Origin of the sequence: Rhodopirellula halodulae, assembly GCF_020966775.1 — a bacterium.
Lineage (GTDB): Bacteria > Planctomycetota > Planctomycetia > Pirellulales > Pirellulaceae > Rhodopirellula > Rhodopirellula halodulae.
The window spans coordinates 1,207,247-1,231,800 of sequence record NZ_JAJKFV010000029.1; the positions used below are offsets into that span (position 1 = coordinate 1,207,247).

Genomic DNA, 24,554 nt, shown 5'->3' on the forward strand with positions numbered 1-24,554 from the left:
TTGCCGGTCCGTCTCTATTCTCCTTCGAATAGATCTCGAAGATCCAGTGCCGCTTCCGGTTGGATCTGCGGAGACGCGGAATCACCGATGTGAAATAACTTTCGATCGGCGTAGCTGCGACCGTTTGGTTCACGCATGATGTGCAGTTGTTGATGCGGGACGTCGACGACCCAGTATTCGCACAAGCCAGCCTCGGCGTAGAGCTCAGCTTTTTCTCCCAGGTCATAATCCAAGCTTGAGTCAGCCACTTCAATCGCGAGAACAACATCACTCACGCCAGGATGCCGGTCGCGATAACGTCTGCGATGAATCCAAAACACGTCTGGTTCGGGACGACTGCCAACCTCGGGCATGTTCACGCCAGACTGGCCTGTGACAAGAAAAGCAGAACGGTCCGCCTGATCGTGAGACCAATCGACCAAGTACATAATCAGGTCCCCGTGAACCGGTCCTGCTGGGTTTATCTGTCGCAATTCACCGCGAATCAGTTCGATGTGTCGGTCCATGCCCACGAACGCACCCGCATCGATCATGCGATCGTATTCTTCGAGTGACAGTTGCAGTGCGGAGCTCATCTCACGGAATTCCTGGAATGTCTTGGGATACTCTGTCTTTCATCGTGCTGCGGGTATCGCAGACGGGGGGAAGAGCGATTTCACGAAGCTCTGCAAGACGAGCGATCTGCGACCTTTGCCGGCTGATTCGAGTCGGCCGACAATCCGCTAAGCTAGTTCGAAATGTGACTCTGATTTTCTTGAAAGCCTTCTTTGATGCTGCCGCACGATGAATACGTTGAACAGGCTTATCTGTTTGACTTGTTGAAACAACGCATTGCCGAGCAAACTCCGATGCAGGAGTTGCTGGAGCAGTTGCGGTATGAGTTGTTGGCGACGACGCGTTTGCCGATGGCGATCGAGTTCATGCTGACTGAATTGCGGCACAGCGGTTTGATGGGCCCCGCCATGAAACGCATGGCTCACTACTTCTCGCCTTTTCAGACCTATCTGATCGAAGAGTCGGAGAAAGAATCTGGTCGCTTCACCATCCATTTGGCTTTGCAAATTCTGCAGGCGGATGCTGAACTTCGTGCCAAAATGAGTGAGCAGTTGGAGGTAGCAGAAGAAGGTGTTGTGCATCCGGGCAGCGGAATGCAGCGAAGTCGAAAGGACGCGACGCCCGAGAGTATGATCCAACACAGTCGTTGCGGCTTCTTCTTCTTTCAGTTCGAAACGCTCTCACGGAACCGCCTGGGATACGACGGCGGGTTGGCTGTGATGAGCCAGGATCCGGTCTTCGATGCGGAGTGGTCCAAATGGTTGTTGCGTTTGAGGGCACAAGTGGGATTGGTCGACTTGGCGGATTTGCTATTCCTGGCCAGCGAAGAATATGAGCGTCGTTTGAAAGAGGCGGATCAACCGCTGGACGGGAAAGGGCCGTTTCTATTCGGCGAAAAAGAAGGCCGCATCGCGATGGCGAACCGCAAAAAGGACCCAATCTATCTGTTTGGTGCGATGCAGCGACATCTGGGGTATCCGCCAGTTCCGCGACCCGTTCGCGTTGAAGAAGACCGTGACACCATTCCACAACTGCTGCGACGCATCGAGCGTTTGGAATCGCGTTTGAAGTTGATGGAGCAAGAGCAGAAACAAGAACTGGATATCACCAAGTTCTACGAGAAGCCCAACTGATTCGGTTGGGATTCTCGGCTGAGCAAATTCGATGGCCGGTTCCTTCGCGGGTTGAAAAAACTCGCTCAGACGGTTTCCAGCTCGACCCAGCGGCTTTCGTCCGCATCACTGCGGCGGAGTGCATCCAGAACGAGTTGTGTTTTCAGGGCGATGTCGCTGGCTCGCGAATCCGTTTGGTGATGAAGAACCTGATTCGCGAAATGCCGGATCATGCGCACTTCCTGTGAATCGGCTTCGCCACTGGCGTGTTCGGTGACACCATGTTGACGTGAATGTTTACCAAAGTTCCAGCGGCAATTGTCGACAAAGAGTTCATGCTGGTGAGATTGCCAGCTCGACTCCGAGCCATTGAATGGCAGCACGAAGTCGTCCAGCGTCACGTAGCCGCGGTTGCCTGATAGCGTCGCAGTTTGTTGGTTGACCGAGAAGAACGAACAATAAAATCCGGCGGTCAATCCGTCATCGAAACGCATCTCGCCTTGGAATTCGCCGGGAACACGTCCGTCGTCCAATCGAACGGTGGATTGCCCACTGACCATCTTGGGCAAACGGTCGCCGGCGGCCCAAAGGGTGAACCGAATGCAGTACCAGCCCAAGTCGCCAAGGGCACCGTGAGGTTCCAAGTCTGCTGCGGCGCGGATGTTGGCTTCTTCGAACGAGTCGTCACCGCAAAACGAAAAGTGAGTTTGGATTCGCTTTAAGTCGCCAAACACATTGGGGTCGGTCAGTGTGTGCTTCAGCTCAGGCAATCGCGCGGAGTGGTCGAACATGACACCGTCCATCAGGTTCACGCCCGCATCGCGGCAGGCGTCCACCATTTCCTTCGCGTCGTCTGCATGCACCGCGAATGGTTTTTCCGCCAGCACATGTTTGCCAGCGGCGGCGGCGGCGAGCACCCATTTTTTGCGATGGGATGTGGGGACCGCGATGTAGACCGCGTCGATGTCGTCGCGTTGCAGCAACGCTTCGTAGTCGCCAACTGCTTCTGGTCGAGTCAGTTCTGCGTTTCCATTTTCGTCGGTGATGACCGGCGGGCATTCGAGCGAGCAATCGTGGATGAAGGCTTCGGCACGTTCCACATCACGACTGGCGACGGCCGCGACCACACCGTTGCCGCTCATCCGAACGGCTTTCCAATTTTTTCGTGCAATGTTGGCGGCGCCCAAGAATCCCCAGCGGCAAATCGACTTCGTCATGTGGTCGTTTATTCAGAGTGAAAGGTAGGATGAATTGGTGGATACAGCGAAATGCGAGACGACTGAAACGCAGGTCAGGTCACATCCGCTGGCAGAGTGTCGTTGATGTCCAGTTCGTTGATCGTCTCGGATTGCTCACGTTCTCCTTGGGAAGAAGACTGCAACGATTCGCAAATGGAACCGGAGACATCGCCGTCCGCGTTTTCCGTGCGTTCGATGATGACCAAGCACATGTCGTCGAACTGCACCGCAGTGCCCATGTGTTCGAAGGCCTGCCGCACGATTTCGTCTTTGACCAATTTGGCCAGCGAAGCATCGGAATCCTGTTCGTTCGGTTTGAGTTGCGTTTTCAAGACAATGTTGCGAATGGGATCCGTGCCCCATTCCTCTTCTTTCAAGTTCAGTGCTTCGCTGAACCCATCGGTGTACATGACGGCCAAGTCGCCGGCATGCATGGGAACGGTTGTGACCGCGTATTCCATGCCTTCATCGATTGCGATCGGCAACCCGGAGTCTTCTTCGCCTGGTTCGCAGATTTCCTGCGTCGCGTGGTCTCGCAAAATCGGCGGCATGTGTCCCGCGTTGACGATCTTCAGCTCGTTGCTGTTCGGATCAATGACGACCAGCAGGTAGGTCACAAATCTTTGGACTTCCAGGGCACTCATGCGATCGTTCAGGCGTTCGACAGCACGGGCCAAATCAGGTTCGCTGGCCAAACAGAATCGTGTTTCGGCGGAAAGTTTCGCCATGTACATCGCTGCCGCCACGCCGTGCCCCACCACGTCTGCGACCACCACCGCGACTCGTCCGTCGGGCAAATCAACGTAGTCAAAGTAATCTCCGCCGATGTGATTGGCGGCTTGGTAGAAACTTTCAAGGTGATAGGTCGGGACCGTGGGGGCGTGAGCGGGCAGAAAAGCATGTTGCACCTCCGTTGCCAACTTAAGGTCTTGTTCGACTTCTTGCTGGCGAAGCGCTTGCTCGTGCATGCGGGCGTTGTTGATCACAACGCTGGCTTGCGCCGCGATGCCGGTCAGCAGGTCGATGTCTTCATCGCGAAATTGTCCGCGGCCTTGGGTGGAGTCGATTTGCAGTGCGCCGATCGCTTTGCCGTCTTCGTCGTGAAGCGGTGCGCACATCATGGAACGAATGGAAAAGTCCGCGATCGATTCGCTGCTGTCGAAACGACTGTCATCCATCGCGTCCAACGAAAGGATCGTGTGACCGGTTTCCATCGTTTGACGGATGATTGTCCGGCTGATGCGAACCGTCTCGGTATCGTCGGATTTGTTGCGCATCTGCACCCAGCGAGGAACCAGCGCCCCTTCGGCTGTTTCCATCACCACGAATCCGCGATCGGCTGATGGAAAAATTTGGAACAAGCTGGACAGCACTTTTGGCAATACTTCGTCGACTGAGATGGCGCCGGTGAGGTTGCTGTTGATCGCGATCAAAGCCGCCAGCTTCGCTTCGGCCGTCGCGGTCATCTTTAGACCGTCGTCCCCGGAGCGGAACTCCACTTTGGGACCGGTGATTTGCTTGGTGCTGGTCTCGTCCACCATCAGGATCCCAAAACTGGATCCATCAAAGCTCATTTCGCCGCTGCCACTTGCACTGGCGAACCCAGGAGTTTCGTCCCCATGAAAGACCAGAACAACATCGCTGATTCGAATGCGGTCTCCTTCGGTGAGGACATGCGGTCGGGCCAACAACTTGCCGTTGACGAATGTGCCGTTGCGACTGCCCGCGTCCTCCACAGCGAATTCGGTTCCTTGACGACGGATCTTCGCATGGAAGCGACTGACCGCACCGGCGTCGACAACGATGTCGCAATCCGGGTGCCGTCCGATCTGCATGTCATCGCGATTCAACTGGAATGTGCCCGAAGGATTGCCGTCAATTGAAGAGGTCAGATGGGCCATGGGATCACGAGAAAATGGCGTTCACGGCGAGGCAATCTGCGACGTCCGTCATCGCAGCTGAACCTGGAAAATGCTGTGGGAACTCGGGACCGAAGGACAGCGGTTTCGGTGGCTGAATTAGCCGCTGATATCCCAAGCGGGCTCTAGTGTAGCTGGTTCAGAAGAAACCCAAAACGAGGCAGGATCTTACTCCGTTCGAAGATGTTTGTTCCCACGCCATGCTGCCGCACCGGATACATTGGACGGCGTTCATTTTACCTTTGTGTCCACGCACTGCAGCACGGAGTTACCCTAAGATGTTTTCAAACGACCATCATCGGCGGTTTCGCAACTCATCGAGCCCGATGTCAAAATCATCCGTGAGGCTGTTATGGCAGGGACTCGCTGCCGTTCTGTTGTTCGCTGGTGCCGCCCCGGACATCTCCGCGACCGAACCGGTCCGAATGGGCAATGGTTCCATGGCGTTTGAGACCGTTCCCGGATGGGGATTGCGGCCCGATGGAAACTCGTCGACTGGTCCCACCCATGGCGGTGTTGCGGTGGATGAGCAAGGAAACATTTATACCAGTGCGGACCAAGGTGTTTTTGTGTTCACACCCGAAGGCGAGGTGGTGCACTCGTTCTTAGGAGACGACTACACCAATCTGCATGACATCGAGATTCGCAAAGAAGGCGATCAAGAATTTATTTATGGGGCTCGCAACAAAAACGCCGAAGGCATCAAGTTCAATGCCAAGAGCGGTGAAGTCGTGTTGCGACTGCCGTTCCCGAAAGAATCGGGGTTGGACCTAAAGCGGTTCAGCCCCACCGCGATCACGGTCGCTCCGAACGGTGACATTTACCTCTCGGATGGATATGCCAGCAACCATATCTTTCGGTTTGATTCCGATGGAAAGTACCTCAGTCACTTCGGCGAAAAAGGCAACGGTCTGAAGCAGTTCAACACCGCACACGGAATGACGTTGGACACCCGGTACGAGCCAAATCGTTTATTGATCTGCGACCGCAATCACAAACCCAAGGGACGTTTGTTGCACTATTCGCTGGAGGGCGAGTTCATCGGCGAAGTGGTGACGGGGCTGGGCGAACCCACCTCGGTTGCGATCCAAGGCGACTACGTTTCGGTTCCCGACTTGAAGGGGCGTTGTGTGGTGTTGGATCGATCCAACACCGTCATCGCGGTGCTGGGATTCAATCCCGATCCAAAACGGGGACGCAGCTACAACATCCCGCAAGCGGAATGGATCGAGGGTGTGTTCAGCGGCACGCATGGATCCAACTGGGATGCCGACGGCAATCTGTACGTCCAGGATTGGAATGTTTCCGGTCGGCTGATGAAGCTGCGGCGATTGCAGTGAGTTTCTCAATGCGTTTCGGATACAAACGCGAACCGTGAGAGGTTCGAGTCGTCTCTGTGCGGTACTTGCGCATGAAAACACCCTTCACGTGGGCGGGTCCACGTGAAGGGTGCGAGGCGAGGTGGCTGAAGGGCCATTGGCAAAAGCCTTTGGGCTCAGACCAATTCCTTCTTGGCTCCGACGAGAGTTCGCAAACGTTCAGCCAACAAGTGGGCGTCGAACGGTTTTTTGAACGTTTCGTTGATGCTGCTGCGATCGAAGCTCATTGGCTGGCCATCGTCTGGCAACAACGCGATCAACACGATGTCGGTGAAGTCGATGTTCTTACGCAGGTTTTGGCAAATCTGAACTGCTTCGATCTTGCCGATCGAGAAGTCCACGATGATGCAGTCTGGGTTGAAGCTTTCGGCTTGAATGCCTGCTTCAAATCCGCTGGCTGCAACAGCGACTTTGAAGGATTTCTCTGGTGGCAATTCACGCTTCAGGTTCTCGATCAGAACTTGGTCCTGGGCGACGATCAGGCACTTGGCCATGGCTTCGTCTTCCAGGTCGCCCAAGGGCATACCATGCTCTTTCAAGAATTTGATCAAATACTCCCGCGGGATCCGGCGATCTTGCGATCCGGGAATGCGGTAGCCTTTCAAACGCCCCGAATCGAACCATTTACTAACAGTTCGTGGGGCAACTTTACAGATCTTGGCGACCTGTCCAGTTGTGAAGACCTTCATACTAGGTGCTCCAAAACGCCTCGTTGATTCTTCCCTTGGAACAATGGTGCGTCGGTAACCATTGCCCCTGTGGCCCTTCGTTCGTCATCTTTCCCCAAAACCTATCCACGACGAAAAAGTTGTCGTTTTGGACCAATCGATTGCACGGTGGGTCGTGCGACCATTGATGGTTTCAGTGATCTCAAACGCTGGGTCTGGGCCTGCCGGCTCGCGTCCTGCTGAACGCTTTCCGATTCGGGATTCTCGCGATGAAAATGTAATGAGTCGGTTCAAAACGACTGCATGGGCATGCAATCGACGGGAAGAACATAGAAAGCCCCCAAGTGACACTCGGCCCAGCGTTCCGCCACATCACACTCGTTTCATTTACCACGCGTCATCCTGACGTTTGGTTCATGCAATACGATCTGCTGAAGCGGAACGATCGGCTGAGATCGCCCGTTGGCAGTGTTCAGGTGATTCTCGCCATCCACGTTCGAGAACGTCATCCTGACGTTCCTTTCCGCATTGGTGAGATACCGAACACCTTTCCCAGAATTCCCCCCTGGGTGTCAGAAAGCGTTCGAGCCGAAACTAAAATGCTCCCTTCCGAGACATAGTGTCGAGCAAATCCGGGTCAACTCTTTAATGTGATTCATCGGGAACAATCAGTATCAGCGAATCGACTGCCCGATTCGTGTGTTTTGCGTGTCAACATCAATCAACATCGCGAAAAAAACTTTTCCAAATCTTCTGAGTTGAGTGCCGGAGATACGGTTTCGAACGCATGACGCAGTCAAAACGTGTGGGCCAGAGAAGTGCGATGGTGAGGGGCCCTGCGACGCGAGCCAGCAGTCGAACCAGCGCAGTCGCTCGCTGGCTGTCTTTGCATCGCTGACTGGCCGGACATCGCTTGAGATCGGTGGAAGGCCAGGTAAAGTGCCCGCTGATTCGAGGTGCGTTCTGGTTGGGGCTTGCCGTCGTTTGCTGCCAATCCGATTTCCTTTCCCTTTCGTTTGTCTGCCATGAAATCCAAGCCGAGTTCCACGCACTTCAATGACGCGGGGGAAGTGCACATGGTCGATGTGACTGAGAAAGCCGTTACGGTCCGCTCGGCGACGGCTTCTGCGGTCATCTGCATGTCCCGTGAGGCCGCTGACGCGATCGAGGCCGGGGATGCGAAAAAGGGCGATGTGCTGGCCGTGGCTCGTTTGGCAGGGATCTCGGCATCGAAATGGACCCAGCATCTGATCCCGCTGTGTCACGCCATTCCGATCGAAGCGGTCTCCATCGACTTTGAGTGGGTTCAGCGCGAGGCAGACGAGATGGACCCGTCCAATCGTTTCCTGCGATGTCTGGCGACGGCTCGGACCACCTCAAAAACTGGAATCGAGATGGAAGCGATGACAGCCGCCAGCATCACCGCATTGACCGTCTATGACATGTTGAAATCGGTGGATCGAGCAATGGTGGTCCGACAAGTTCAGCTGGAATCGAAGTCTGGCGGCAAGAGCGGCGATTTTCGACGCCCGCAGGATGGCGGTAAATTCGGCGATTGAGGCAATCAAGGGCCGATTCGAGGTTGTCTCGGCCGGACGCATTCGGTTTAAACCAGACAGGGGTATCCACGAAGGCCCTGTCGCCGGATGATTGGCGTTTCTCGTTCAGTAATTTGAAAACCTGGTTCGCGTCATGGATCGGTCTGTGGTTCCCCCGTCATCGAGTCCCGCCCATTCCCAGGAATCGGTGCGTCCCGAGGAATCCCGTTCGGCGTCGGAAGTGACCGCCGCAACGGAAAAGGCGAATTCCGCGAATCCTTTGAAGACCATTTACGGACCCATCGCGAAATCGCTGGCCGCGGTCGACGCACGATTGCACCGTGAATTGCAGTCTCGCTACGAAGCTTTGATGCCCGTTCTGCGTCATGGCACGCAATTGGGCGGAAAACGGCTGCGTCCGGCGTTGCTGTTGCTCTCGGGCAAGGCCATGCAGGCTGACCAGGCAGCTCGCTCCAATGTCCAGGCAAACGGCGACGATGGGGAAAGCTCTGATGACCATGTGGTGATGGCAACGGTCGTCGAAATGGTCCACACCGCAACGCTGGTCCACGACGACGTTCTGGACAAAGCTAGTACTCGGCGACACGTACCCACCATCAATGCCCGATGGAACGATGACACCAGCATTCTTCTGGGGGACTATCTGTTCGCACAGAGCTTCTATCTGGCGGCCACGTTGCCATCGACCCTGGCCTGCCGATTGGTCGGTGAAGCGGCCCAGAAAGTCTGCGAAGGTGAACTGCGTCAGGTTCTCGGCCGAGATTGGTTGGACATCGACGAAGAAACGTACCTGGACATCATTCGCGGGAAGACTGCCGAGCTCACCCGAGTTGCTTGCCAACTGGGGGCGGAGCTCAGCGGTGGTTCTGAGGAAGACGTGGCGGCGTTTGCAACGTTCGGAAACGATTTGGGCATCGCGTTTCAGATTGCGGATGACTTCTTGGATCTCTGGGGCGACGATGACAACGTTGGAAAGACGCTTGGCACGGATTTGCAGCAGGGAAAAATCACGCTGCCGTTGATCCGTTTGCTAAGGCACGAAGACACTTCCGTCGCGACGGCGGCATTGGATGCGTTGCGTTTGCCACCCGAGGATCGATTGGGACGGGTGATGCCGTTGCTGCGAAAGAGTGATGCGGCGGACTACACCCGCCAAGTCGCCGAGAAGTATCGCCGCAGTGCCATCGAAGCCATCGGCCGCTTCAAGCCATCGTTGGCTCTCGAGTCGCTCAAAACCATCGCCGACTTCGCAGTCGATCGCCGTTTCTAAGAGCGTTCAAACCCAAACGCTACCATCAACAAATAGGTCCGGTTCCACCGGACAAGACGCCTAGCCAAGTAGGTCCGGTTCCACCGGACGAGATGCTAGCAGTCCTAGCCGAGTAGGTCCGGTTCCACCGGACAAGACGCCTAGCCGTCGAAGCGGCTGAGGCACAGTGTCACGTTCTGTCCACCGAAGCCAAAGCTGTTGTTCAGAGCGTGCGTGATCTCGGCGGGGCGAGCTTCGTTGGGCACGTAGTCCAGATCGCAATCTGGATCGGGAGTCTCGTAATTGATCGTCGGTGGCAACACGGAATCTCGGATTGCCATCAAGCAAACGATCATCTCGGTGACACCCGCAGCCGCAATCAGGTGTCCCATCATGCTCTTGGTGCTGCTGACAGGAGTGCTTTCAGCGTCATCCCCGAACACGTCGCGGCAGGCTTTGGTTTCCACGCGGTCATTGACTTTGGTGCTGGTGCCGTGAGCGTTCACGTAACCAATATCGGAAGGATTCAGACCCGCGTCCGCGATTGCCATCCGCATCGAGGCAATCCCGCCGTGCCCGTCAGGTGGGATGTCGGTGATTCGGTAGGCGTCGGCGGTGGTTCCGTAGCCGGCGACTTCGCCGTAGATCGTCGCACCACGTTTCTTGGCCGATTCGAGTTCTTCCAAAACCACCATGGCCGAGCCTTCACCCAGGACAAACCCGTTTCGACCGGCGTCGAATGGGCGGCTGGCTTTGGTCGGTTCGTCATTGCTCTCGCTGAGTGCAGTAAGCAGGTTGAATCCCGTGACGCCGAACGGGTGAATCATGCTGTGCGTGCCGCCGGCCAACATCGCATCGGCTTCACCACGACGGATGATTTCCGTTGCTTCACCCACCGCTTGGCTGCTGGCAGCACAGGCCGTCAGGCAGTTGAAGTTGGGGCCTTGAGCGTTGAAACGAGCCGCCAAGTGGGCGGCTGGCATGTTGGGTTCTTGTTCAAGTTCTTTCGCTGGGTCCAGCAATCCCAATCCAGCCGCGATGAACTTGGTTGGGTCGTAGCTGCCATCGGCGAGAGCCGCGACCATCATTTTGCTGAACGTGTTGAAGTCTTGGTTGCCTTCGCCACTGCCCAGGTAAACACCCAATCGGGTCGGGTCTTTGATGACCGACAGGATGCCGCTGTCCTTCATTGCTTGTGTGGCGGCGGCAATTGCAAATTGGGTGTGCCTGCCGCGTTGGACATGCTTTTCGCCGTCATCAACCGCCTGGGTGATGTCCCAGTTCTTGATCTCAGCGGCAATTCGCGTGGGAAAGCCGCTGGCGTCAAACAGCGTCGTGGGCGCAACACCGCTGCCGCCTTCTTTTAGGCCAGACCAAACGGTGGCGACATCCCAACCCATGGGGTTGATCATACCGATTCCGGTGACGACGACTCGGCGGCGCGACGACATGAATGCTTACAGGTTTTCGTGAGGGAGAATCGGTTGTCCGTCGGCGGTGACGGCGACATGGAAGAAATTCATCATGCGCATCATCGCCAGCAGATCGCCGGGATTGAAAAGCGGTCCGTCGACCAAGTGGCCTTCTTCGAGGAAGGCAAACATCAGGTCCACTTCGGCTTGGATTTCGCCATTGCAGTGGCTGGTTCCAGTCACCGTCGCACCGCTTTCTTGGGTGCGTTCCAGTTTGACATGGTACTTCAAAGAGTCACCGGGCCGGGCGGGGGCGTGGTATTTCGCACTGCCGACCTTTGCCAAGACCACTCGTTTGGTGAAGCCAAATTTCTCATGCACGAGAATCCCGCCCAGTTGAGCGAGACCCTCGATGATCAGAGTTGGCGGAAGCATCGTGTAACCGAGGCAGTAACCATCCACAACCTCTTCGTCCAGAGCGACGTTCTTCACTCCGGACGCGTGAGAACCGCTCACAAATTCTGTGAAGCGGTCCACCCAAAACCAACGCATGGCTAACTGCTTTCGGTGATACTCGGATGCTTACTGGTTGACTTTGCTGTCGACGTAGTTGCACAAATCGCCAACGGTCAGCAAGTTGCCAAAGTCTTGAACGCGTGGGTTCTCTTGGAACTTGGTCAAGTCAGCCCAAGGCATTCGCTTTTTCAATTCAGCCATGCCATCGGCGGTGACCACGCCATCTTGGACGTACTGGCTGTTGGTGAGGATGTCTTCAGGCGAAAGTTCTTCCCGTGGGATTTGGATGTCGAAAGCTTTCTCGAGCTTGAAGACGATATCGAGAAAATCGATGGACTCGGCGCCCAAGTCGCCAACCAAAGTTGCTTCGCGAGTGGTTTCGTCTTCATCAACGCCGAGAGCGTCAACGAGGGCTTCTTGAACCTTGGTGAAAATTTCGTCTTCTGAGAGCGCCATCGTGCGTTCCTAATTGAATTAAGTGTGTCAAACAGAGTTAGGGGGTCATGGTCGGCGAAACGTTCTCGCCAGGACGACGCAAAGCCATCGCGGCGGGTGAGTCGCTAAACAAAGAGAAAAATTGCTCGCGAGAGAGTCGTTGAACGTCCGCGTCCGTACCAAGATGTTCCGGGTCGCCACTAGAGCAGCTCTCAAGAACCAATCGGGCCGAAACAGTGGTCCGATCGCCTTTCAGAGCTTTGGCTTTGACGGTCGTCAACGCGCCGTCGCGTTTGAAAATCTCCGCTTCCACCGTCAGGGTTTCACCGGGTGATAGGAAGTCGCCGAATTTGACGCTTTTGGCTTCGCGTAGCAAAACCAAAGCGGAATCAAACTCGGGAGACATTCGAATCAACCACACCGCGGCTTGATGCAGGGCTTCCAGCATCATCACGCCAGGCATGACCGGAAATCGCGGGAAATGGTCGGCTAGATACTCTTCATCGGCCGCCAAAGTTCGTTCGCCGACCAAGCGTTGGCCGGGCGTTAGTTCGGTAATTCGGTCGATTTGGCGGTATTTCATGCCGCGTAACTTAGTACCCCGCCCAAAACGCCTCAACCACAGAATCGACACAGAATCTCAACGTTTGAGACGATTCGGCAAAATTTGTTCGCCGATCGACGGTCCTCGCAACCCTACATCCGGGTGCTGGTGCCCTTGGTCAACGCCATGAAGGCAGATTCGAGGTCCAGTTCCTCTTCGGCAAACCGCTTGAGCCCGATGTCATTTTCGATCAGCAGTTTGGGCAATTCGCTGTAGTCGTCCGTGTCGCTATTCAGGATCACTCGCACAGCATCGTCGCCGGGCTGAGTCGATTGCACCAAGGGATGTCCTTCGAACAACTCGCCGATCCGAGCCATCTGGTCACGTTGGCTGGGCTGAATGATCAGCACCGTGTGTTCGCGAACCATCCGGATGACTTCGGTCACGCGGGCGTTCTGTTTCAATTCGCCGCGGTCGATGATGCCGACCTTGTTACAGACGTCTGCCAACTCGGGCAAAATGTGACTGCTGACGATCACGGTTTTGCCCATCTCGCCCAAGCGTCGCAGCAAATTCCGCATCTCAATTCGTGCACGCGGATCCAAGCCGGACAGCGGTTCGTCCAGCAGCAAGACTTGAGGATCGTGCAGCAGTGTCCGGGCCAGTCCGAGACGCTGGGTCTGGCCACGCGAAAGCGTGTTGGCGTAAGCGTCTCGTTTGAAATCGAGGTCGACGACCTCCAGCATTTCGTTGACTCGTTTGCGACGGTCCGTTCCGCCGATTCGATACGCCGCAGCGAAAAACTCGAGGTATTCCACCACGGTCATGTCGTCATAGACACCGAAGAAGTCGGGCATGTAGCCGACCAAGCGGCGGATTTCTTTGGGTTGCGTGTGGACACTATGCCCGCAAACGTAGGCTTCGCCCCAACTGGGTTCCAACAACGTCGCGATGATTCGCATCGTCGTCGTTTTGCCAGCTCCGTTGGGACCGATGAAACCGAACAGATCGCCGGCTTCCAAATCCAAATCGATGGCACGGATCGCGAATGCGTCGCCGTATTTCTTCGTCAGGTCAACAGTTTTGATCACGAGCCGGCACGATTACAAAGCAAGGAAAACAAATAGAAAAAAGGAATCACCGACGAACTTCGACCACGGGCAAGATCAATCGGACGAACGAGTTGGATTGCTCCAAACTCGCTTGCGGAGCGGTCGATTTGGATGTGCTTTGGTCGCCGTCCTTCGCGGAAGTGATGGTCAGCTCGGACCATGGTTGAGCACAGCGTCCAACCAGAATGCAGCGGTCCTCGGTCAGCAGTGAACTGAAATCCAAATCACGCAGCACTTCGTTGCGAAGCACCGTGTAGCGAGGACCGCCGACCGCATCGTGGAACATCAGCATCTCCGCCAATCGTCGTGGTTGATCGACGACGGTCACGTCCCATGATTCGCCTTCGGAAGCGCTTTCGAGTGCTCGTTGACGCGACAATTGCCAGCGGAAGTTTTTCTGTCGAAGTGAATCCACTTCATCGATTTGGGCACCCGCGGGCAATCGTGTCGGCAGCAGGTAAACCCAGTTTTGATAGATCAGCATGCCGTCGAGCAAGTCGACCGGAAGCGTGTTGATCAGTTGACCATTGAGCAGTTCGCTTCCGCGGCGGCGCTTCAAACTTTGAGTTGGAAGGTCAGCCGTGAATTGGGTCTCCAAAGCGACTGATTTGCTGCTTCGTGGTGCCAAACGCATGTTCTGAATCTGGCTGGACAAGGTTTCCGAATCACCGCTGAGCGAGACGCCACAGGAACGCCCAGAGGATTCAATTTGGATTCCGCCCATTGCCAAACTTGGGGTGCCGAACGGAGCAACAACTTGATGATGCACGTCCTGAGCGACGGAGCTGGTTTCGGTTGATGCCGCGGACGCGATGTCGAGATGATTGGACGGATGCGAGTATATAAATGACCACTGGAAGCAGCGACCAAAACCTGACTCGCCATCGATATCAACGAACTCGATTGAGTTGGCACGCAGTAAGTTGTCGGCGGTGGATTCCTCTTCCGTCGAATCGCTCGAATTCGCGGTCACGTTGGGCTGGGCTGCCATCCAAAGTCCGATGGAAAGGGCGATCGAAACGGCTGGAAAAGTCAGCCATCCGATCCAAGCCTTCTGGTTGAATCTTCGCATCAGCAAGTAGTCCAGCGGCCCGACCAAGGCGATTAGGATCCCAATGATCACGGCCAAAACGGCGAAGCTGAACGTTCGTTTCAGCTCGAACCGATCCAGGGTGGCTCGCGTTTGGCCGGCCAGATCGGCGAATCCGCTCAGCCGGATGCTTTCACTGACGTCGTCCTCGTCCGCGTGTTTCAGCAGATCGCCTACCAGCAGCGTGACCAAGTCCATCCGCTGCGGCCAGTCCGTGAATTCCGGGGCATCCAAGTCGGCGGCGAGCACGGTGATTTTGCCAAACCCAGAAACATACCGAACGGCAAAAGGCTGGCTGACACGACGGCTGGTTCGGCCAGTGATTAAAAGTTGACCGGAACCGTTTCGCCCAAAGGTCTTTGGCAACTGGATGCCTTCGAAGGCGGGCAACCGAGTTTGACTGCTCGTGAAGGTTTCCAGGCCTGACGGATCCAGTTTGGTTGTCTTCGCCTCTGCGACGGCTTGGGGAAGCAGGCCAGCCAGCCAGTCCGCCGACTCCAATAGCAACCGCGCATTTTCGCCCAGCGTCAGCAACACCTGACCACCACTCTGCACCCATCGCGCCAACGCCGTGCGTTGGGATTCGTTGAGGTCGTTCAGTACCGGAATTCCCGACGCGTTGATCACCATCAATTCCACGCCATCCAGTGCCAACGAATGATTCGGAACGGCGGCGGCTTCGGTGATCCGAGTGACCGCGACGGAAGCTTCCCGTTGTAGCAACTCGTTCACGCCGATCGTGTCGATGTCGAGCGCGTCGCCGAAGACCATCACCCAGGGCATTCCCAATGGGATCAAGGACGCTCCGTTGCCGGGGACACCGGCTTCTGGCAAACGGGTTCTCGCCAAGACTTCGTCGCCGGATCGGATGACGATGGGGGCGGCTTCGCTGCCGGGGATGGCCAGTGCAAAGGGCGATTCCGCGGACAATCCCGGTTGAGCGTAGGTCACGATGGCTCCGTCGCCGTCGACCGTTTCGATCGTCACGTCTTCCCAACGATCGATCGTGATCGCGTCGGTGTAAGTGGCGGAATTGGCGTTCGATTCGCCGTGATTCAGTCGAATCGCGGTCCATTGTCCCGGGCGATAGTGACCTTGGATTCCCGCCCAATTGCCGGTCGATTCCAGTTCGCTGTTTGCCGCTTCAGTGGTTTTCGTGTCCGCTTCCGATCCGGCTGCGAAGACTGCAGAGGAAGATGAGACGACAAACCATCCCGCCAGACACATCGCCAGACAGACGAGGTTCGTTCCGAGTTGCCGAGGCATGAATGTCACTGACCCGCGATTCATGGCTTCTCGCTCAAGCTGCAATCACATTCAAAACGACCACAGCCGGGGCATCCGTTGCCGTACTTGTTCGACAACGCCTGAGCCAAGTCGATGTCGGCCACATTGGCGATTGTGAACAACCAAGCGATCACGTCAGCGAATTCCTCCGCCAAATTTTCGCGGTCGTCCCCCCGAAGTGCGGAGGCCAATTCCCCGACCTCCTCCATCAGCCACATGAATGTGCCATCGACACCCCGAGCGACATCCTTCTCGTAATACATGCGGTGGATGTGCTTTTGCAGATCCGCGATCGAAAGATCTTTGCTGGGCGACGACATGTAGAAAGCGGGTCAGAAGGCGGATGCGGAGGAGCCCATCGCGACGTTGAGTTGACGGAGGCGATGAAGGACTGACGAGATGAATTCGAGGCGGTGAGATTGCCGGTCAGGCTAATTGAAACCGTTTCGCGGACGAAATTTTTCAGTTCGATCGATTCGGATGATAGGCCAATTCACGCTGGAGGCGTATTCTAACGGCCCGATTCGGAACCGCGAGACGCCCTCTCCGTTCCGCAGAAGCCGCCACAGGCCAATGCTTTCGTCCGTTGCATCTTCGGCGAGCGAAAATTCCACCCCGCCCGACTCCGATCCAACGGCAACCTTCACAGCCATTCGCATGGATTCCACTTCGAAACCCGAAGGAACATCAACGTCTTCCGCCAAGTCAGCTGACTCCAAGCCAGCCACGCTGAATTCGTACCCGTTCTACAGCCCGCGTTTTTGGCACGGGATGCGGCCAACCGCATGGTGGCGGTTGCTGCGAAGCGGGAATTTCGAGATCAGCCCCTCGCGAATTCCGATGGTGATCAGTGTTTCGCTGACGACCCTCATCAATACGCTGTTGACGTGGCTTCAAAACGTTTTGTTCGCGCGGCGACTGCGAGAAGCCGAACTTCACGGCCCACCGGTCTTCATCGTCGGTCATTGGCGCAGTGGAACGACGCTGTTGCACGAATTGATGGTCCGGGATGAACGCTTCAGCAGTCCCTCCACGTTTCAGTGTTTCGCACCCTCGCACTTCTTGCTCACCCAGTGGTTCTTTCGCAAATTCGCCGGATGGTTGCTGCCGGGGAAACGTCCCATGGACAACATGGACGCCGGGTGGGACCGGCCTCAGGAAGATGAATTTGCGTTGATGAATTTGGGTCTGCCCTCGCCCTACCGACGCATCGCGTTTCCTCGTCAAAACCAAGTTGACATGGAGTACTTGGAATTGAACGAGATCAGTGCCACGGAACGCGAAACGTGGTTGTCGACGCTGAAATCATTCCTGCTTCGTGTCAGTGTTTCCACCAATCGTCCGCTGGTGATCAAAAGTCCGACTCACACCGGGCGAGTCGGGCATCTGGCCAAAGCGTTCCCGCAGGCCAAGTTTGTCCACATCACCCGTGATCCGCGTTCGCTCTTTCCCAGCACGTGTCGACTGTGGCGCAGTTTGGATGATGTCCAAGCGTTGCAGACCAGCGACGAATCGGGGTTGGATGAATACGTGCTGACATGCCTGACGCGAATGTACGATTCCTTCCATGCGGACCGCAGTCAGATCGATGATCACCACATCATCGACATCCGCTACGAAGACTTGATCGCGGATCCGGTGGGGACGCTCCGCACCATCTACGAGTCGTTGCGTTTGAGCGATTTCGAAACGGTCAGTGAAGACATCCAAGCCTGGACCGAAAAAGAACATCGCGAGTACCGGACCAATCGACACCAACTGGATCCGGAACAAGAAAAATTGCTGCTCGACCGGTGGAGCGATTATTTTGACCGCTACGGATATCGCTAGCTTTGGCGGCGCCGTTGGGGACGTCTGGAACGAGTCGGCCCAAGTCTTTTGTTGCTTTCATTCATAACCGCAAAACAATTCTCATGAACTGGCATCCATTGAAATCTTTCGCGTTTGGTTCCCTGGTTGGCGTGACGGCGTTGGCCTTGGCAGCAGGATGTTCTTCGTCGACGACGACGGAAACGAAGGATGAGGCCAGTCCAGCCGTCGAGACCGACACCGTGGTCGTGGAAGCTGACAAGCCAGTCGATGCGCCGGAATCTTCGTTTGAGCCGCCCGTTTTTGAGGCCAGCGCTGAAAAGTTGTTGGCCAGTCGATTGCCGATCGAACGTACCACCGAAGGTTGGGTGCGTTTGTTTGATGGCCACACATTGTTCGGGTGGGTGATTGGCGGCAAAGCGAACTGGCACGTGGAAGACCAAGCGATCGTGGCCGACGACGGAGAGAATTGTTTGTTGGCGACGTCAACGGTCTGGAGTGACTACGAGTTGGAGCTTCAGTTTCAGTGCGAAGACGAGACGAACTCCGGTGTCTTTGTACGAACCACGCTGGACCCGCAAAGCGTCCAAACGGATTGTTATGAGGTCAACATCGCTCCCGCGTCCAATCCGTTTCCCACGGGAGGAATTGTCCAACGCGACAAGGGGAAGCTGTTTGAGACGGATGCGGGTACCTGGCACACGATGAACATTCTGTGCGATGGCCCGATGCTAACGGTCACCATCGACGGTGAAGTGACGTGCGAACTCGACGATGCGGACACACCGCTGAGCGGATTCATCGGGTTGCAACACAGAAAAGGTCGAGTGGCATTCAAAGACATTCAGATTCGTCCGCTCGGGCTGCAGAATCTGCTTGCAGATGGACTGGATCGATGGACGATTCGCGAAGGAATGGATGGCGAATACCGCATCGACGACGAAGGCCAATTGGTGGTGGATGGTGGAAAGCAACAATTGGAGTCCAAGGATCAATTTGGCAATTTTGTGATGCTGGCTGATTACAAAATGGATGATCCAAAATCGAATTCGGGGTTGTTCTTTCGAGCCATCCCCGGCGACGAAATGATGGGGTACGAGTGTCAGGTCAGCAACGAAACGATCGACGGCAACCCGCTGCAGCCGGCGGATTGTGGTGCGGGCGGAATCTTTCGTCGTCAGGATGCTCGCGTCGTCGCGGGCGAGCCCAAGCGTTGGAATTCCATTCTGTTGGTTGCCGAGGGCAATCACTTTGCGACCTGGGTCAACGGTGTGCAGGTGACCGATGTGGTGGACACTCGCGACGCAGACGAAAATCCTCGTCGTGGTCTGCGTCTGGAGCCTGGAACGATCATCGTCCAAGGGCACGACAAGACCACTCAAGCGACCTATCGTCAGATCTCGATTGCGAGTTTTGACGACGGTGTGAATGCATCGGACGACCAGTAGTCGTGATGGCAACCGTCGTGAAGGACGAACGCGAATTGTCCGATTCAGCGTCGTCGCCCGATTCGGTGGCTCGATCGGAGGCTCCCACGCGAGGGGCGACGCGAAAAGCGTTTGAGTCGTTCTGGGCGCTGGCGTTGCTGGCTTTGATGGCGGCCACTTTTCGATTGTGGATGCCGTCGTCTTGGGTGGCGGGTGAAGATTTGCCCGCTGTGCCGCTGTTCGATCCAGCCTTGTTGGGACTGACAACAACCCTCATGGGTTGGCTCTCGTCGGTATTGGTTGCTGTCAGCGTTGTCGTTTGTGCGCTCACAATCGCCGGTCGAAATTCGCGGACGGGATGGGCAGTTTTGGCGATCTCGCTGTGTTTGTTAATTGCGATGGATCAGCATCGTTTGCAACCGTGGGTCTATCAAACGATTTTGTACGCGGCGTTGTTCAGTTTCGCGTCCGCCGGTTCGACAGCTCCGGTGCGTGATGCGACGCTCGGGTGCATTCGATGGTTGACGATCACCGTCTATGTCTTCAGCGCGATCGGCAAGTTTGATTTTCAGTTCCTGCACACCGTCGGCCAAGACTTTTTGAGGGTGCCAACGAATTGGTTGGGGCTGGACGTTTCGGATTGGTCCAATCGAACTCGTCTGGTCGTCGCAGCGTGCTTTCCAGCGTTTGAGTTGCTGGTTGCCGCCTCTTTGGCGGTGCCGCCCGTGCGACGAGTGGGCGTTTGGATGGCGATCATCATGCATCTGGGATTGATCGCTGTTTTGTCACCCATGGGATTGGGGCACAGTGCCGGAGTGATCGTTTGGAACTTGGTGATGGCGATTCAGGCTTGGATGCTGTTCCGTCCCCGTCCCGCAGTCCGACCCGAGCATGACTCTGAAATAGTGTCTCGGGCGAGTGCAGGTGGATTGAGCTGGGGCGTTGTGATTCTTGCGAGTGTGATGCCGTTGACGGAACGTCGCGGGTATTGGGATCACTGGATGTCATGGGCGTTGTATTCGCCTCACAACAGTCGCATGAGTTTGCAGATTCACGAATCGGCAATCGAATCATTGCCGGAACCTTGGCGTGCCGCCGCGGTGGCGAACGATGCCGATGACCATTGGCACGACCTGGAGTTGGGACGGCTATCGCTGATGGTTCGCGGAGTTCCGGCGTTGCCTCAATCGCGTTATCAGTGGGCGCTGACCGATGCGATTCGTCAGAAATATCCCATCGCGAACGCGATGCGTGGGAAGGTGCAATCCGCGTCGGATCGCTGGACGGGACAGCGAGAGGAGCAGTGGTGGACGCGGCCGGACGAGTTTCAACGATCCGGCGAAACGTTCTGGCTCGTGCCTTGAAATTGAGCCGAGAGCTTACGGTGCTTCCTCAACCGAGGTCGCTTCTGTCTCGGTCGGCTGAGGTTCCGTCGGTTCCGTGCCGCTTTCTTCAACCGGGTTCCTGAGACGGAGCACAATCGCGTCGTCGACGACTTCGATGGAGTCAAATTTGCGTAGCATCTCTGCGGTCTCGGGATCGTCGTAAACGTCTTTCGCGAGGTTCTGCTGCGAGAAACCTTCCATGAAGGCTTCGGGCAGTGGCTCGCCTTTGACATTGGCATCCGTGATACGAACCTCCAGAACACCATCGCTCATGGACACATCGAATTCGGCATCGGCGTTGAGGTAGCGGCCTTTTCCGCCGGGGATTTGGTCCATCGGCAACGTGACTTTTCCGCGAAGTTTGCCGTTTTCGATCTCGACGTAAACTTTCCCTTGCAAGTCTCCTTGAGCGGAGATCAGGGCATTGATTTCCTCGCTGGTCAAACGCAACTCGCGTGGTGCGACCGTTTCACCGGCATCGGGACTCGTTTCCTCGGTGGCATTCTCGTCGGTCGTTGCGGCGACACCCTCCGCGTTCTCGTCTTCAGGGCGGACTTGTTCGCTGAACGCGTCGATTCGGCTTTGAAGCTCTTCCAACCGTTCTTCATCCCACTGCACGACTGGGATCTCGGCGGGTTGGGTGTCGGTGTATTTTTCGACCTGTCCGGTCAGGAAGTAGTAAACAGCAAACATGCTGCCGACCATGACCACCACAGCGAGCAGCAGCGTGCCCAGGCATCCCCAAACAAAGCATCCGATCCCTGATTTCTTGGGAGCCGGATTGGGTGCGTTGGGGTCCAGATTGGGGTCAGTTGGCGAACCCGATTGAAACGGATCGTTGACGACGGTCGACATGATCAGACTTCCTTGAGTTGCAGCACCGCTTGGCGAGCGCGGCGCAAAAAGTCAGCTTTGGGTTCACCGGTCTCGAGAAAGATCGGGGCACCAATCGTGATGCAGGATAGCAATGGCACCGGCAATACCTCGCCTCGCGGCAGGATACGGTTGACGTTTTCGATATAGACGGGAACAAGTTCCAAATCGGGGCGCTTTTTTCCCAAGTAATACAGCCCGCTTTTGAAATCGCTCATTTCTTCGCCCGCAGATCGGCTGCCTTCGGGAAAGACGATCAGCGAGTAAAGGTCGCCCATTTGCCGGATCATGATGTCGATCGGGCTCTTGTGGACTTTGATTTCTTTGCGGTCAATCAGCAGTGCATTGAAACTGCGGGCAATGTGTTCTTTGAACCAGCTTCCCGTCCAGTAATCCTTGGCGGCCACGGGACGAGTCAGCATCCTGATTTCATGGGGAAGTGCTGACCACAGAACCACCGCGTCGAGGTGGCTGGTGTGATTGGCGAAATAGATCCGTTGGCAAGTGTCCGGTTGGCAATCCACCCATCGCACGGTGAAGCCACTGAACATTTTCGCGAGCAAAACGATGATATGGCTGGTCAATGTCATGTGACCAGTCTACTCAGGTCGCGGTTGCCCTCGAAGCACCCTTCAGCCCGGATGCTGGTTTTCGATCAGCGAACGAACGGTCGGTGGTTCGAGCGAAATGTCGTGACTGACGTTGTGATTTCTGGGTGAATATTCCTTGGACCAGTTCTTGGTAACCCGTGACCATCGAACCCAACGAGCCTGTGGACTGTACCAATTCGCGACCTTGGGATCCCATCGAGGAACGTTTCTGAGGATCCCGCAACAACGCATCAATGGCGGCCACGAATGAATCGAGGTCTTGGCTGGGAACCAGTTCGCCGGTTCGCCCAGGGATCACGGTTTCCGAGATCGAGCCGACGTCGGTCGAAACCACCGGTGTCTCGCAGGCGAGGGCTTCTAGAATCGAAACCGGAGAAGCCTCGTTTAACGAGCAAAGCGTGAAGACGTCCATGGCTGCCAGCAGGCGAGGTGTGTCGCTGCGATTGCCGAGCAAGTGGACTCGGTCCGAAAGTCCCAATTCCGCGATGAGTGGTTCGATGGTTTCTCGCTCCGGGCCCTCACCGACGATCAGCGTGTGAAGATCCGGATGTTGATCGCGAAGACGCCGGGCGGCTTGAACGAGCATCGTGTGATTTTTCTCGCTACGCAACGCCGCCACCAAACCGATCAGCGGGACGTCGTTTGGCAACCCGAGTTCTTCTCTTACCGAAGGCGAGATTCGACATTCTGCAGCGGGGTGAAACCGATCGCAGTCCACGCCATTGCGAATCACGTAAACTTTCTCGGCTGGGAATTTCTCGAACGTTCGCAGAAATTCACCGTGTGATTCCGCGACGCCGATGAACGCGTCGGTGATCCGGGTCAGCAAACGATTCAACCGTCCAACACCATCTGGCCAACCGGTCGAGTGCAGTGCGGATGCGATGACCGGAACGCCAGCTATCTTCGCGGCCAATCTGCCCCAAAACATTTTGTCGCCGGCGCCCACCGTGATGACCGCGTCGGCTTCTCGTTGGCGGAACAGCCAGGCCAGTCGCGGTAGAACTGCGATGTCGTATTTGCCGCCAATCAGGTGACTGTGCACCGGGAACTCTTCTGAGATCTCTTCGCCGAGCGGTCCGGGTTCTTTCAAGCAAACGACCTCCGGAACCACTTGCTCCGGATCGAATCGACGCATCAAGTTGACGAGCAGAGTTTCCGCGCCGCCAACAGGCATGCTGGTGATCACGAACAAACACTTGAGCGGACGACGGTGTTTCGATTGAGCGGCGTTCATGTGGACAGGCATTCTTCGTAAGTGACTTCAGGTGTTTCATCGTCCGAATCGTCCAGAATGTCACTGGTAGGCAAATCGGGCCGACGGATGTTTTTGCGGTTGTCGAACGTCAACCAATTGCGGAAACGATTGAATTCGGGGTCGCCGTGAAAACGCCGGATATGAAAGCTGTCATCGCCGATCAAGTTGTAGGCTCCGTAGGCACTGCAGATTCCAATCAGTCCGCAGTCGCGAGCGGTCTGCAGCACGGCAGGACGCATTTGTTCGGGCATGCCAAACGGAACCGCCAAGTAGCGAACGGGACGATCCAGCATGGACTCGAGATCGGCTTTGGCGTCCACGATTTCGCGTTGCAGATGATCGATCGATCGAACTTGGTTGAAGTCGACGTGATTGGCGGTGTGCAAACCCATTTCGATCCCCGCGTCCGCAGCAGCGCGCAGTTGCTCGACCGTATTGATGGGCAGTGGCGCGTTGCGTCGTACGTCGTGTTCAAATGGTTCGCCGGTTCGGACGTTCGCCGTGGTGACGAAGTACGTGCAAGGGATTCGGTGGCGAATCAACAGTGGCAACGCGAATGCGCAGTTCTCGGCGTAGCCGTCGTCGAACGTGAAAGTCGCCGTTGGTCGAGGTGAGTGGCCTGACTCCAAACGATGTTGAACTTCTTCCAGTGAGATCAACTCAAAGTGTTCGCGGCAGTAGTCGACTTGGCGCTCGAATTCTCGGTTGCTGATCGTCCATGGGTTTGGAATGGAGTCCGCCACGCGATGATAGAACAGCACCGACATGGGCGCTTTGCCGTCCCGACACATTTGCTTCACTTGTCTCCGACGCCACGGCATCTGGAACGCCAAGCGGGTTGAAATCGCAGCGGAGCGGATCAGTGTCATGGTGGTCAAGGATGGGTGAAGGGGGTGTGGGCGATGGCAAACGCTACGCCGTGGAGGGGGATGGCGTGAAACCGGTGGGAAACTTAAACGCGGTTCCGGTTTGTGGCGGATCCGTTTTTGACGGTTGTGCCGAATGCCGAGTGACCCAGGGGGACTCCCCTGTTCGGGTGTGCACGCTTTTCGGCGACATCCGAAACATGGATGGTCCAAACGACCGGGAAACGGAAGCGTGAAACGAGGCGAAACG

22 protein-coding genes are annotated in these 24,554 nt (G+C 56.1%); 7 read left to right on the plus strand and 15 right to left on the minus strand.

Features of this window, described 5'->3' with window-relative positions; translation table 11 throughout:
- Positions 1–14: 14 nt before the first annotated feature.
- Positions 15–575, minus strand: a complete 561-nt coding sequence (locus LOC70_RS17305; RefSeq protein WP_230255244.1) for a Uma2 family endonuclease — start codon at positions 573–575, stop codon at positions 15–17.
- A 195-nt stretch (positions 576–770) separates the two neighbouring features.
- On the opposite strand from LOC70_RS17305, the gene LOC70_RS17310 reads away from it, so the two are divergent.
- Entirely contained in the window at positions 771–1,688 is a 918-nt protein-coding gene (locus tag LOC70_RS17310) for a hypothetical protein (protein ID WP_230255245.1), read from the plus strand.
- A 65-nt stretch (positions 1,689–1,753) separates the two neighbouring features.
- Here LOC70_RS17310 and LOC70_RS17315 read toward each other — a convergent pair whose 3' ends face one another.
- Both LOC70_RS17315 and LOC70_RS17320 read right to left on the minus strand, forming a co-directional pair.
- Entirely contained in the window at positions 1,754–2,884 is a 1,131-nt protein-coding gene (locus LOC70_RS17315; RefSeq protein WP_230255246.1) for a Gfo/Idh/MocA family protein, read from the minus strand.
- Positions 2,885–2,958: 74 nt separating this feature from the next.
- Positions 2,959–4,806, minus strand: a complete 1,848-nt coding sequence (locus LOC70_RS17320) for a SpoIIE family protein phosphatase (protein ID WP_230255247.1) — start codon at positions 4,804–4,806, stop codon at positions 2,959–2,961.
- 344 nt (positions 4,807–5,150) lie between these two features.
- Here LOC70_RS17320 and LOC70_RS17325 point away from each other — a divergent pair, with 344 nt between their 5' ends.
- Positions 5,151–6,164 (plus strand): 6-bladed beta-propeller, encoded by a 1,014-nt coding sequence (locus LOC70_RS17325; protein ID WP_230255248.1) that lies wholly within the window; start codon positions 5,151–5,153, stop codon positions 6,162–6,164.
- Between the two features lie 155 nt (positions 6,165–6,319).
- On the opposite strand, the gene LOC70_RS17330 is transcribed toward LOC70_RS17325, so the two are convergent.
- The gene (locus LOC70_RS17330) at positions 6,320–6,892 is read right to left on the minus strand and encodes a helix-turn-helix domain-containing protein (protein WP_007329551.1); all 573 of its coding nucleotides are present in this window, start codon (positions 6,890–6,892) and stop codon (positions 6,320–6,322) included.
- A 1,004-nt stretch (positions 6,893–7,896) separates the two neighbouring features.
- Between LOC70_RS17330 and moaC the strand changes: the two genes are divergently transcribed.
- Together moaC and LOC70_RS17340 are read left to right on the plus strand one after the other, a co-directional pair.
- A complete protein-coding gene (gene moaC, locus LOC70_RS17335; protein WP_230255249.1) occupies positions 7,897–8,430 on the plus strand; it encodes a cyclic pyranopterin monophosphate synthase MoaC in 534 nt (177 codons plus the stop codon).
- 133 nt (positions 8,431–8,563) lie between these two features.
- A complete protein-coding gene (locus LOC70_RS17340) occupies positions 8,564–9,700 on the plus strand; it encodes a polyprenyl synthetase family protein (RefSeq protein ID WP_230255250.1) in 1,137 nt (378 codons plus the stop codon).
- Between the two features lie 140 nt (positions 9,701–9,840).
- Here LOC70_RS17340 and LOC70_RS17345 read toward each other — a convergent pair whose 3' ends face one another.
- From LOC70_RS17345 to LOC70_RS17375, 7 genes are all read right to left on the minus strand, one after another.
- Entirely contained in the window at positions 9,841–11,130 is a 1,290-nt protein-coding gene (locus LOC70_RS17345) for a beta-ketoacyl-[acyl-carrier-protein] synthase family protein (protein WP_230255251.1), read from the minus strand.
- 6 nt (positions 11,131–11,136) lie between these two features.
- Positions 11,137–11,643, minus strand: a complete 507-nt coding sequence (locus LOC70_RS17350) for a 3-hydroxyacyl-ACP dehydratase FabZ family protein (RefSeq protein WP_230255252.1) — start codon at positions 11,641–11,643, stop codon at positions 11,137–11,139.
- A gap of 30 nt (positions 11,644–11,673) precedes the next feature.
- Positions 11,674–12,063: an acyl carrier protein gene (locus LOC70_RS17355; protein ID WP_230255253.1), complete on the minus strand. Its 390-nt coding sequence runs from the start codon at positions 12,061–12,063 to the stop codon at positions 11,674–11,676.
- Positions 12,064–12,100: 37 nt separating this feature from the next.
- Complete coding sequence (locus tag LOC70_RS17360) at positions 12,101–12,625, minus strand: 3-hydroxyacyl-ACP dehydratase FabZ family protein (protein WP_230255254.1); 525 nt, start codon at positions 12,623–12,625, stop codon at positions 12,101–12,103.
- Between the two features lie 113 nt (positions 12,626–12,738).
- Complete coding sequence (locus LOC70_RS17365) at positions 12,739–13,677, minus strand: ABC transporter ATP-binding protein (protein ID WP_230255255.1); 939 nt, start codon at positions 13,675–13,677, stop codon at positions 12,739–12,741.
- Positions 13,678–13,723: 46 nt separating this feature from the next.
- Positions 13,724–16,054: a hypothetical protein gene (locus LOC70_RS17370; protein WP_230255256.1), complete on the minus strand. Its 2,331-nt coding sequence runs from the start codon at positions 16,052–16,054 to the stop codon at positions 13,724–13,726.
- Positions 16,055–16,074: 20 nt separating this feature from the next.
- Positions 16,075–16,395 carry a MazG nucleotide pyrophosphohydrolase domain-containing protein gene (locus tag LOC70_RS17375; RefSeq protein WP_230255257.1) on the minus strand — a complete coding sequence of 107 codons (321 nt, stop codon included), beginning with the start codon at positions 16,393–16,395 and terminating at the stop codon, positions 16,075–16,077.
- A gap of 337 nt (positions 16,396–16,732) precedes the next feature.
- Here LOC70_RS17375 and LOC70_RS17380 point away from each other — a divergent pair, with 337 nt between their 5' ends.
- The 3 genes from LOC70_RS17380 (at position 16,733) to LOC70_RS17390 (ending at position 20,675) form a co-directional block, all read left to right on the plus strand.
- The gene (locus tag LOC70_RS17380) at positions 16,733–17,905 is read left to right on the plus strand and encodes a sulfotransferase family protein (protein WP_230255258.1); all 1,173 of its coding nucleotides are present in this window, start codon (positions 16,733–16,735) and stop codon (positions 17,903–17,905) included.
- Positions 17,906–17,988: 83 nt separating this feature from the next.
- On the plus strand, positions 17,989–19,332 hold the full coding sequence (locus LOC70_RS17385) for a 3-keto-disaccharide hydrolase (protein WP_230255259.1): 1,344 nt from the start codon (positions 17,989–17,991) through the stop codon (positions 19,330–19,332).
- A 5-nt stretch (positions 19,333–19,337) separates the two neighbouring features.
- Positions 19,338–20,675 (plus strand): MauE/DoxX family redox-associated membrane protein, encoded by a 1,338-nt coding sequence (locus tag LOC70_RS17390; RefSeq protein ID WP_230255260.1) that lies wholly within the window; start codon positions 19,338–19,340, stop codon positions 20,673–20,675.
- A gap of 15 nt (positions 20,676–20,690) precedes the next feature.
- On the opposite strand, the gene LOC70_RS17395 is transcribed toward LOC70_RS17390, so the two are convergent.
- From LOC70_RS17395 to LOC70_RS17410, 4 genes are read right to left on the minus strand one after another with little or no spacing between them, the layout of a single operon-like run.
- Entirely contained in the window at positions 20,691–21,551 is an 861-nt protein-coding gene (locus LOC70_RS17395) for a hypothetical protein (protein ID WP_230255261.1), read from the minus strand.
- A 2-nt stretch (positions 21,552–21,553) separates the two neighbouring features.
- The gene (locus LOC70_RS17400; RefSeq protein ID WP_230255262.1) at positions 21,554–22,159 is read right to left on the minus strand and encodes a lysophospholipid acyltransferase family protein; all 606 of its coding nucleotides are present in this window, start codon (positions 22,157–22,159) and stop codon (positions 21,554–21,556) included.
- A gap of 13 nt (positions 22,160–22,172) precedes the next feature.
- Entirely contained in the window at positions 22,173–23,375 is a 1,203-nt protein-coding gene (locus tag LOC70_RS17405; protein WP_230256184.1) for a glycosyltransferase family 4 protein, read from the minus strand.
- 38 nt (positions 23,376–23,413) lie between these two features.
- Complete coding sequence (locus tag LOC70_RS17410; RefSeq protein WP_230255263.1) at positions 23,414–24,205, minus strand: polysaccharide deacetylase family protein; 792 nt, start codon at positions 24,203–24,205, stop codon at positions 23,414–23,416.
- Between the last annotated feature and the right edge of the window lie 349 nt (positions 24,206–24,554).

Coding starts and splice junctions, on each gene's coding strand:
- LOC70_RS17305 (WP_230255244.1), bottom strand. CDS start 575: ATGAGCTCCGCACTGCAACTGTCACTCGAAGAATACGATCGCATGATC.
- LOC70_RS17310 (WP_230255245.1), top strand. CDS start 771: ATGCTGCCGCACGATGAATACGTTGAACAGGCTTATCTGTTTGACTTG.
- LOC70_RS17315 (WP_230255246.1), bottom strand. CDS start 2,884: ATGACGAAGTCGATTTGCCGCTGGGGATTCTTGGGCGCCGCCAACATT.
- LOC70_RS17320 (WP_230255247.1), bottom strand. CDS start 4,806: ATGGCCCATCTGACCTCTTCAATTGACGGCAATCCTTCGGGCACATTC.
- LOC70_RS17325 (WP_230255248.1), top strand. CDS start 5,151: ATGTCAAAATCATCCGTGAGGCTGTTATGGCAGGGACTCGCTGCCGTT.
- LOC70_RS17330 (WP_007329551.1), bottom strand. CDS start 6,892: ATGAAGGTCTTCACAACTGGACAGGTCGCCAAGATCTGTAAAGTTGCC.
- moaC (WP_230255249.1), top strand. CDS start 7,897: ATGAAATCCAAGCCGAGTTCCACGCACTTCAATGACGCGGGGGAAGTG.
- LOC70_RS17340 (WP_230255250.1), top strand. CDS start 8,564: ATGGATCGGTCTGTGGTTCCCCCGTCATCGAGTCCCGCCCATTCCCAG.
- LOC70_RS17345 (WP_230255251.1), bottom strand. CDS start 11,130: ATGTCGTCGCGCCGCCGAGTCGTCGTCACCGGAATCGGTATGATCAAC.
- LOC70_RS17350 (WP_230255252.1), bottom strand. CDS start 11,643: ATGCGTTGGTTTTGGGTGGACCGCTTCACAGAATTTGTGAGCGGTTCT.
- LOC70_RS17355 (WP_230255253.1), bottom strand. CDS start 12,063: ATGGCGCTCTCAGAAGACGAAATTTTCACCAAGGTTCAAGAAGCCCTC.
- LOC70_RS17360 (WP_230255254.1), bottom strand. CDS start 12,625: ATGAAATACCGCCAAATCGACCGAATTACCGAACTAACGCCCGGCCAA.
- LOC70_RS17370 (WP_230255256.1), bottom strand. CDS start 16,054: ATGCCTCGGCAACTCGGAACGAACCTCGTCTGTCTGGCGATGTGTCTG.
- LOC70_RS17375 (WP_230255257.1), bottom strand. CDS start 16,395: ATGTCGTCGCCCAGCAAAGATCTTTCGATCGCGGATCTGCAAAAGCAC.
- LOC70_RS17380 (WP_230255258.1), top strand. CDS start 16,733: ATGGATTCCACTTCGAAACCCGAAGGAACATCAACGTCTTCCGCCAAG.
- LOC70_RS17385 (WP_230255259.1), top strand. CDS start 17,989: ATGAACTGGCATCCATTGAAATCTTTCGCGTTTGGTTCCCTGGTTGGC.
- LOC70_RS17390 (WP_230255260.1), top strand. CDS start 19,338: ATGGCAACCGTCGTGAAGGACGAACGCGAATTGTCCGATTCAGCGTCG.
- LOC70_RS17395 (WP_230255261.1), bottom strand. CDS start 21,551: ATGTCGACCGTCGTCAACGATCCGTTTCAATCGGGTTCGCCAACTGAC.
- LOC70_RS17400 (WP_230255262.1), bottom strand. CDS start 22,159: ATGACATTGACCAGCCATATCATCGTTTTGCTCGCGAAAATGTTCAGT.
- LOC70_RS17410 (WP_230255263.1), bottom strand. CDS start 24,205: ATGTCGGTGCTGTTCTATCATCGCGTGGCGGACTCCATTCCAAACCCA.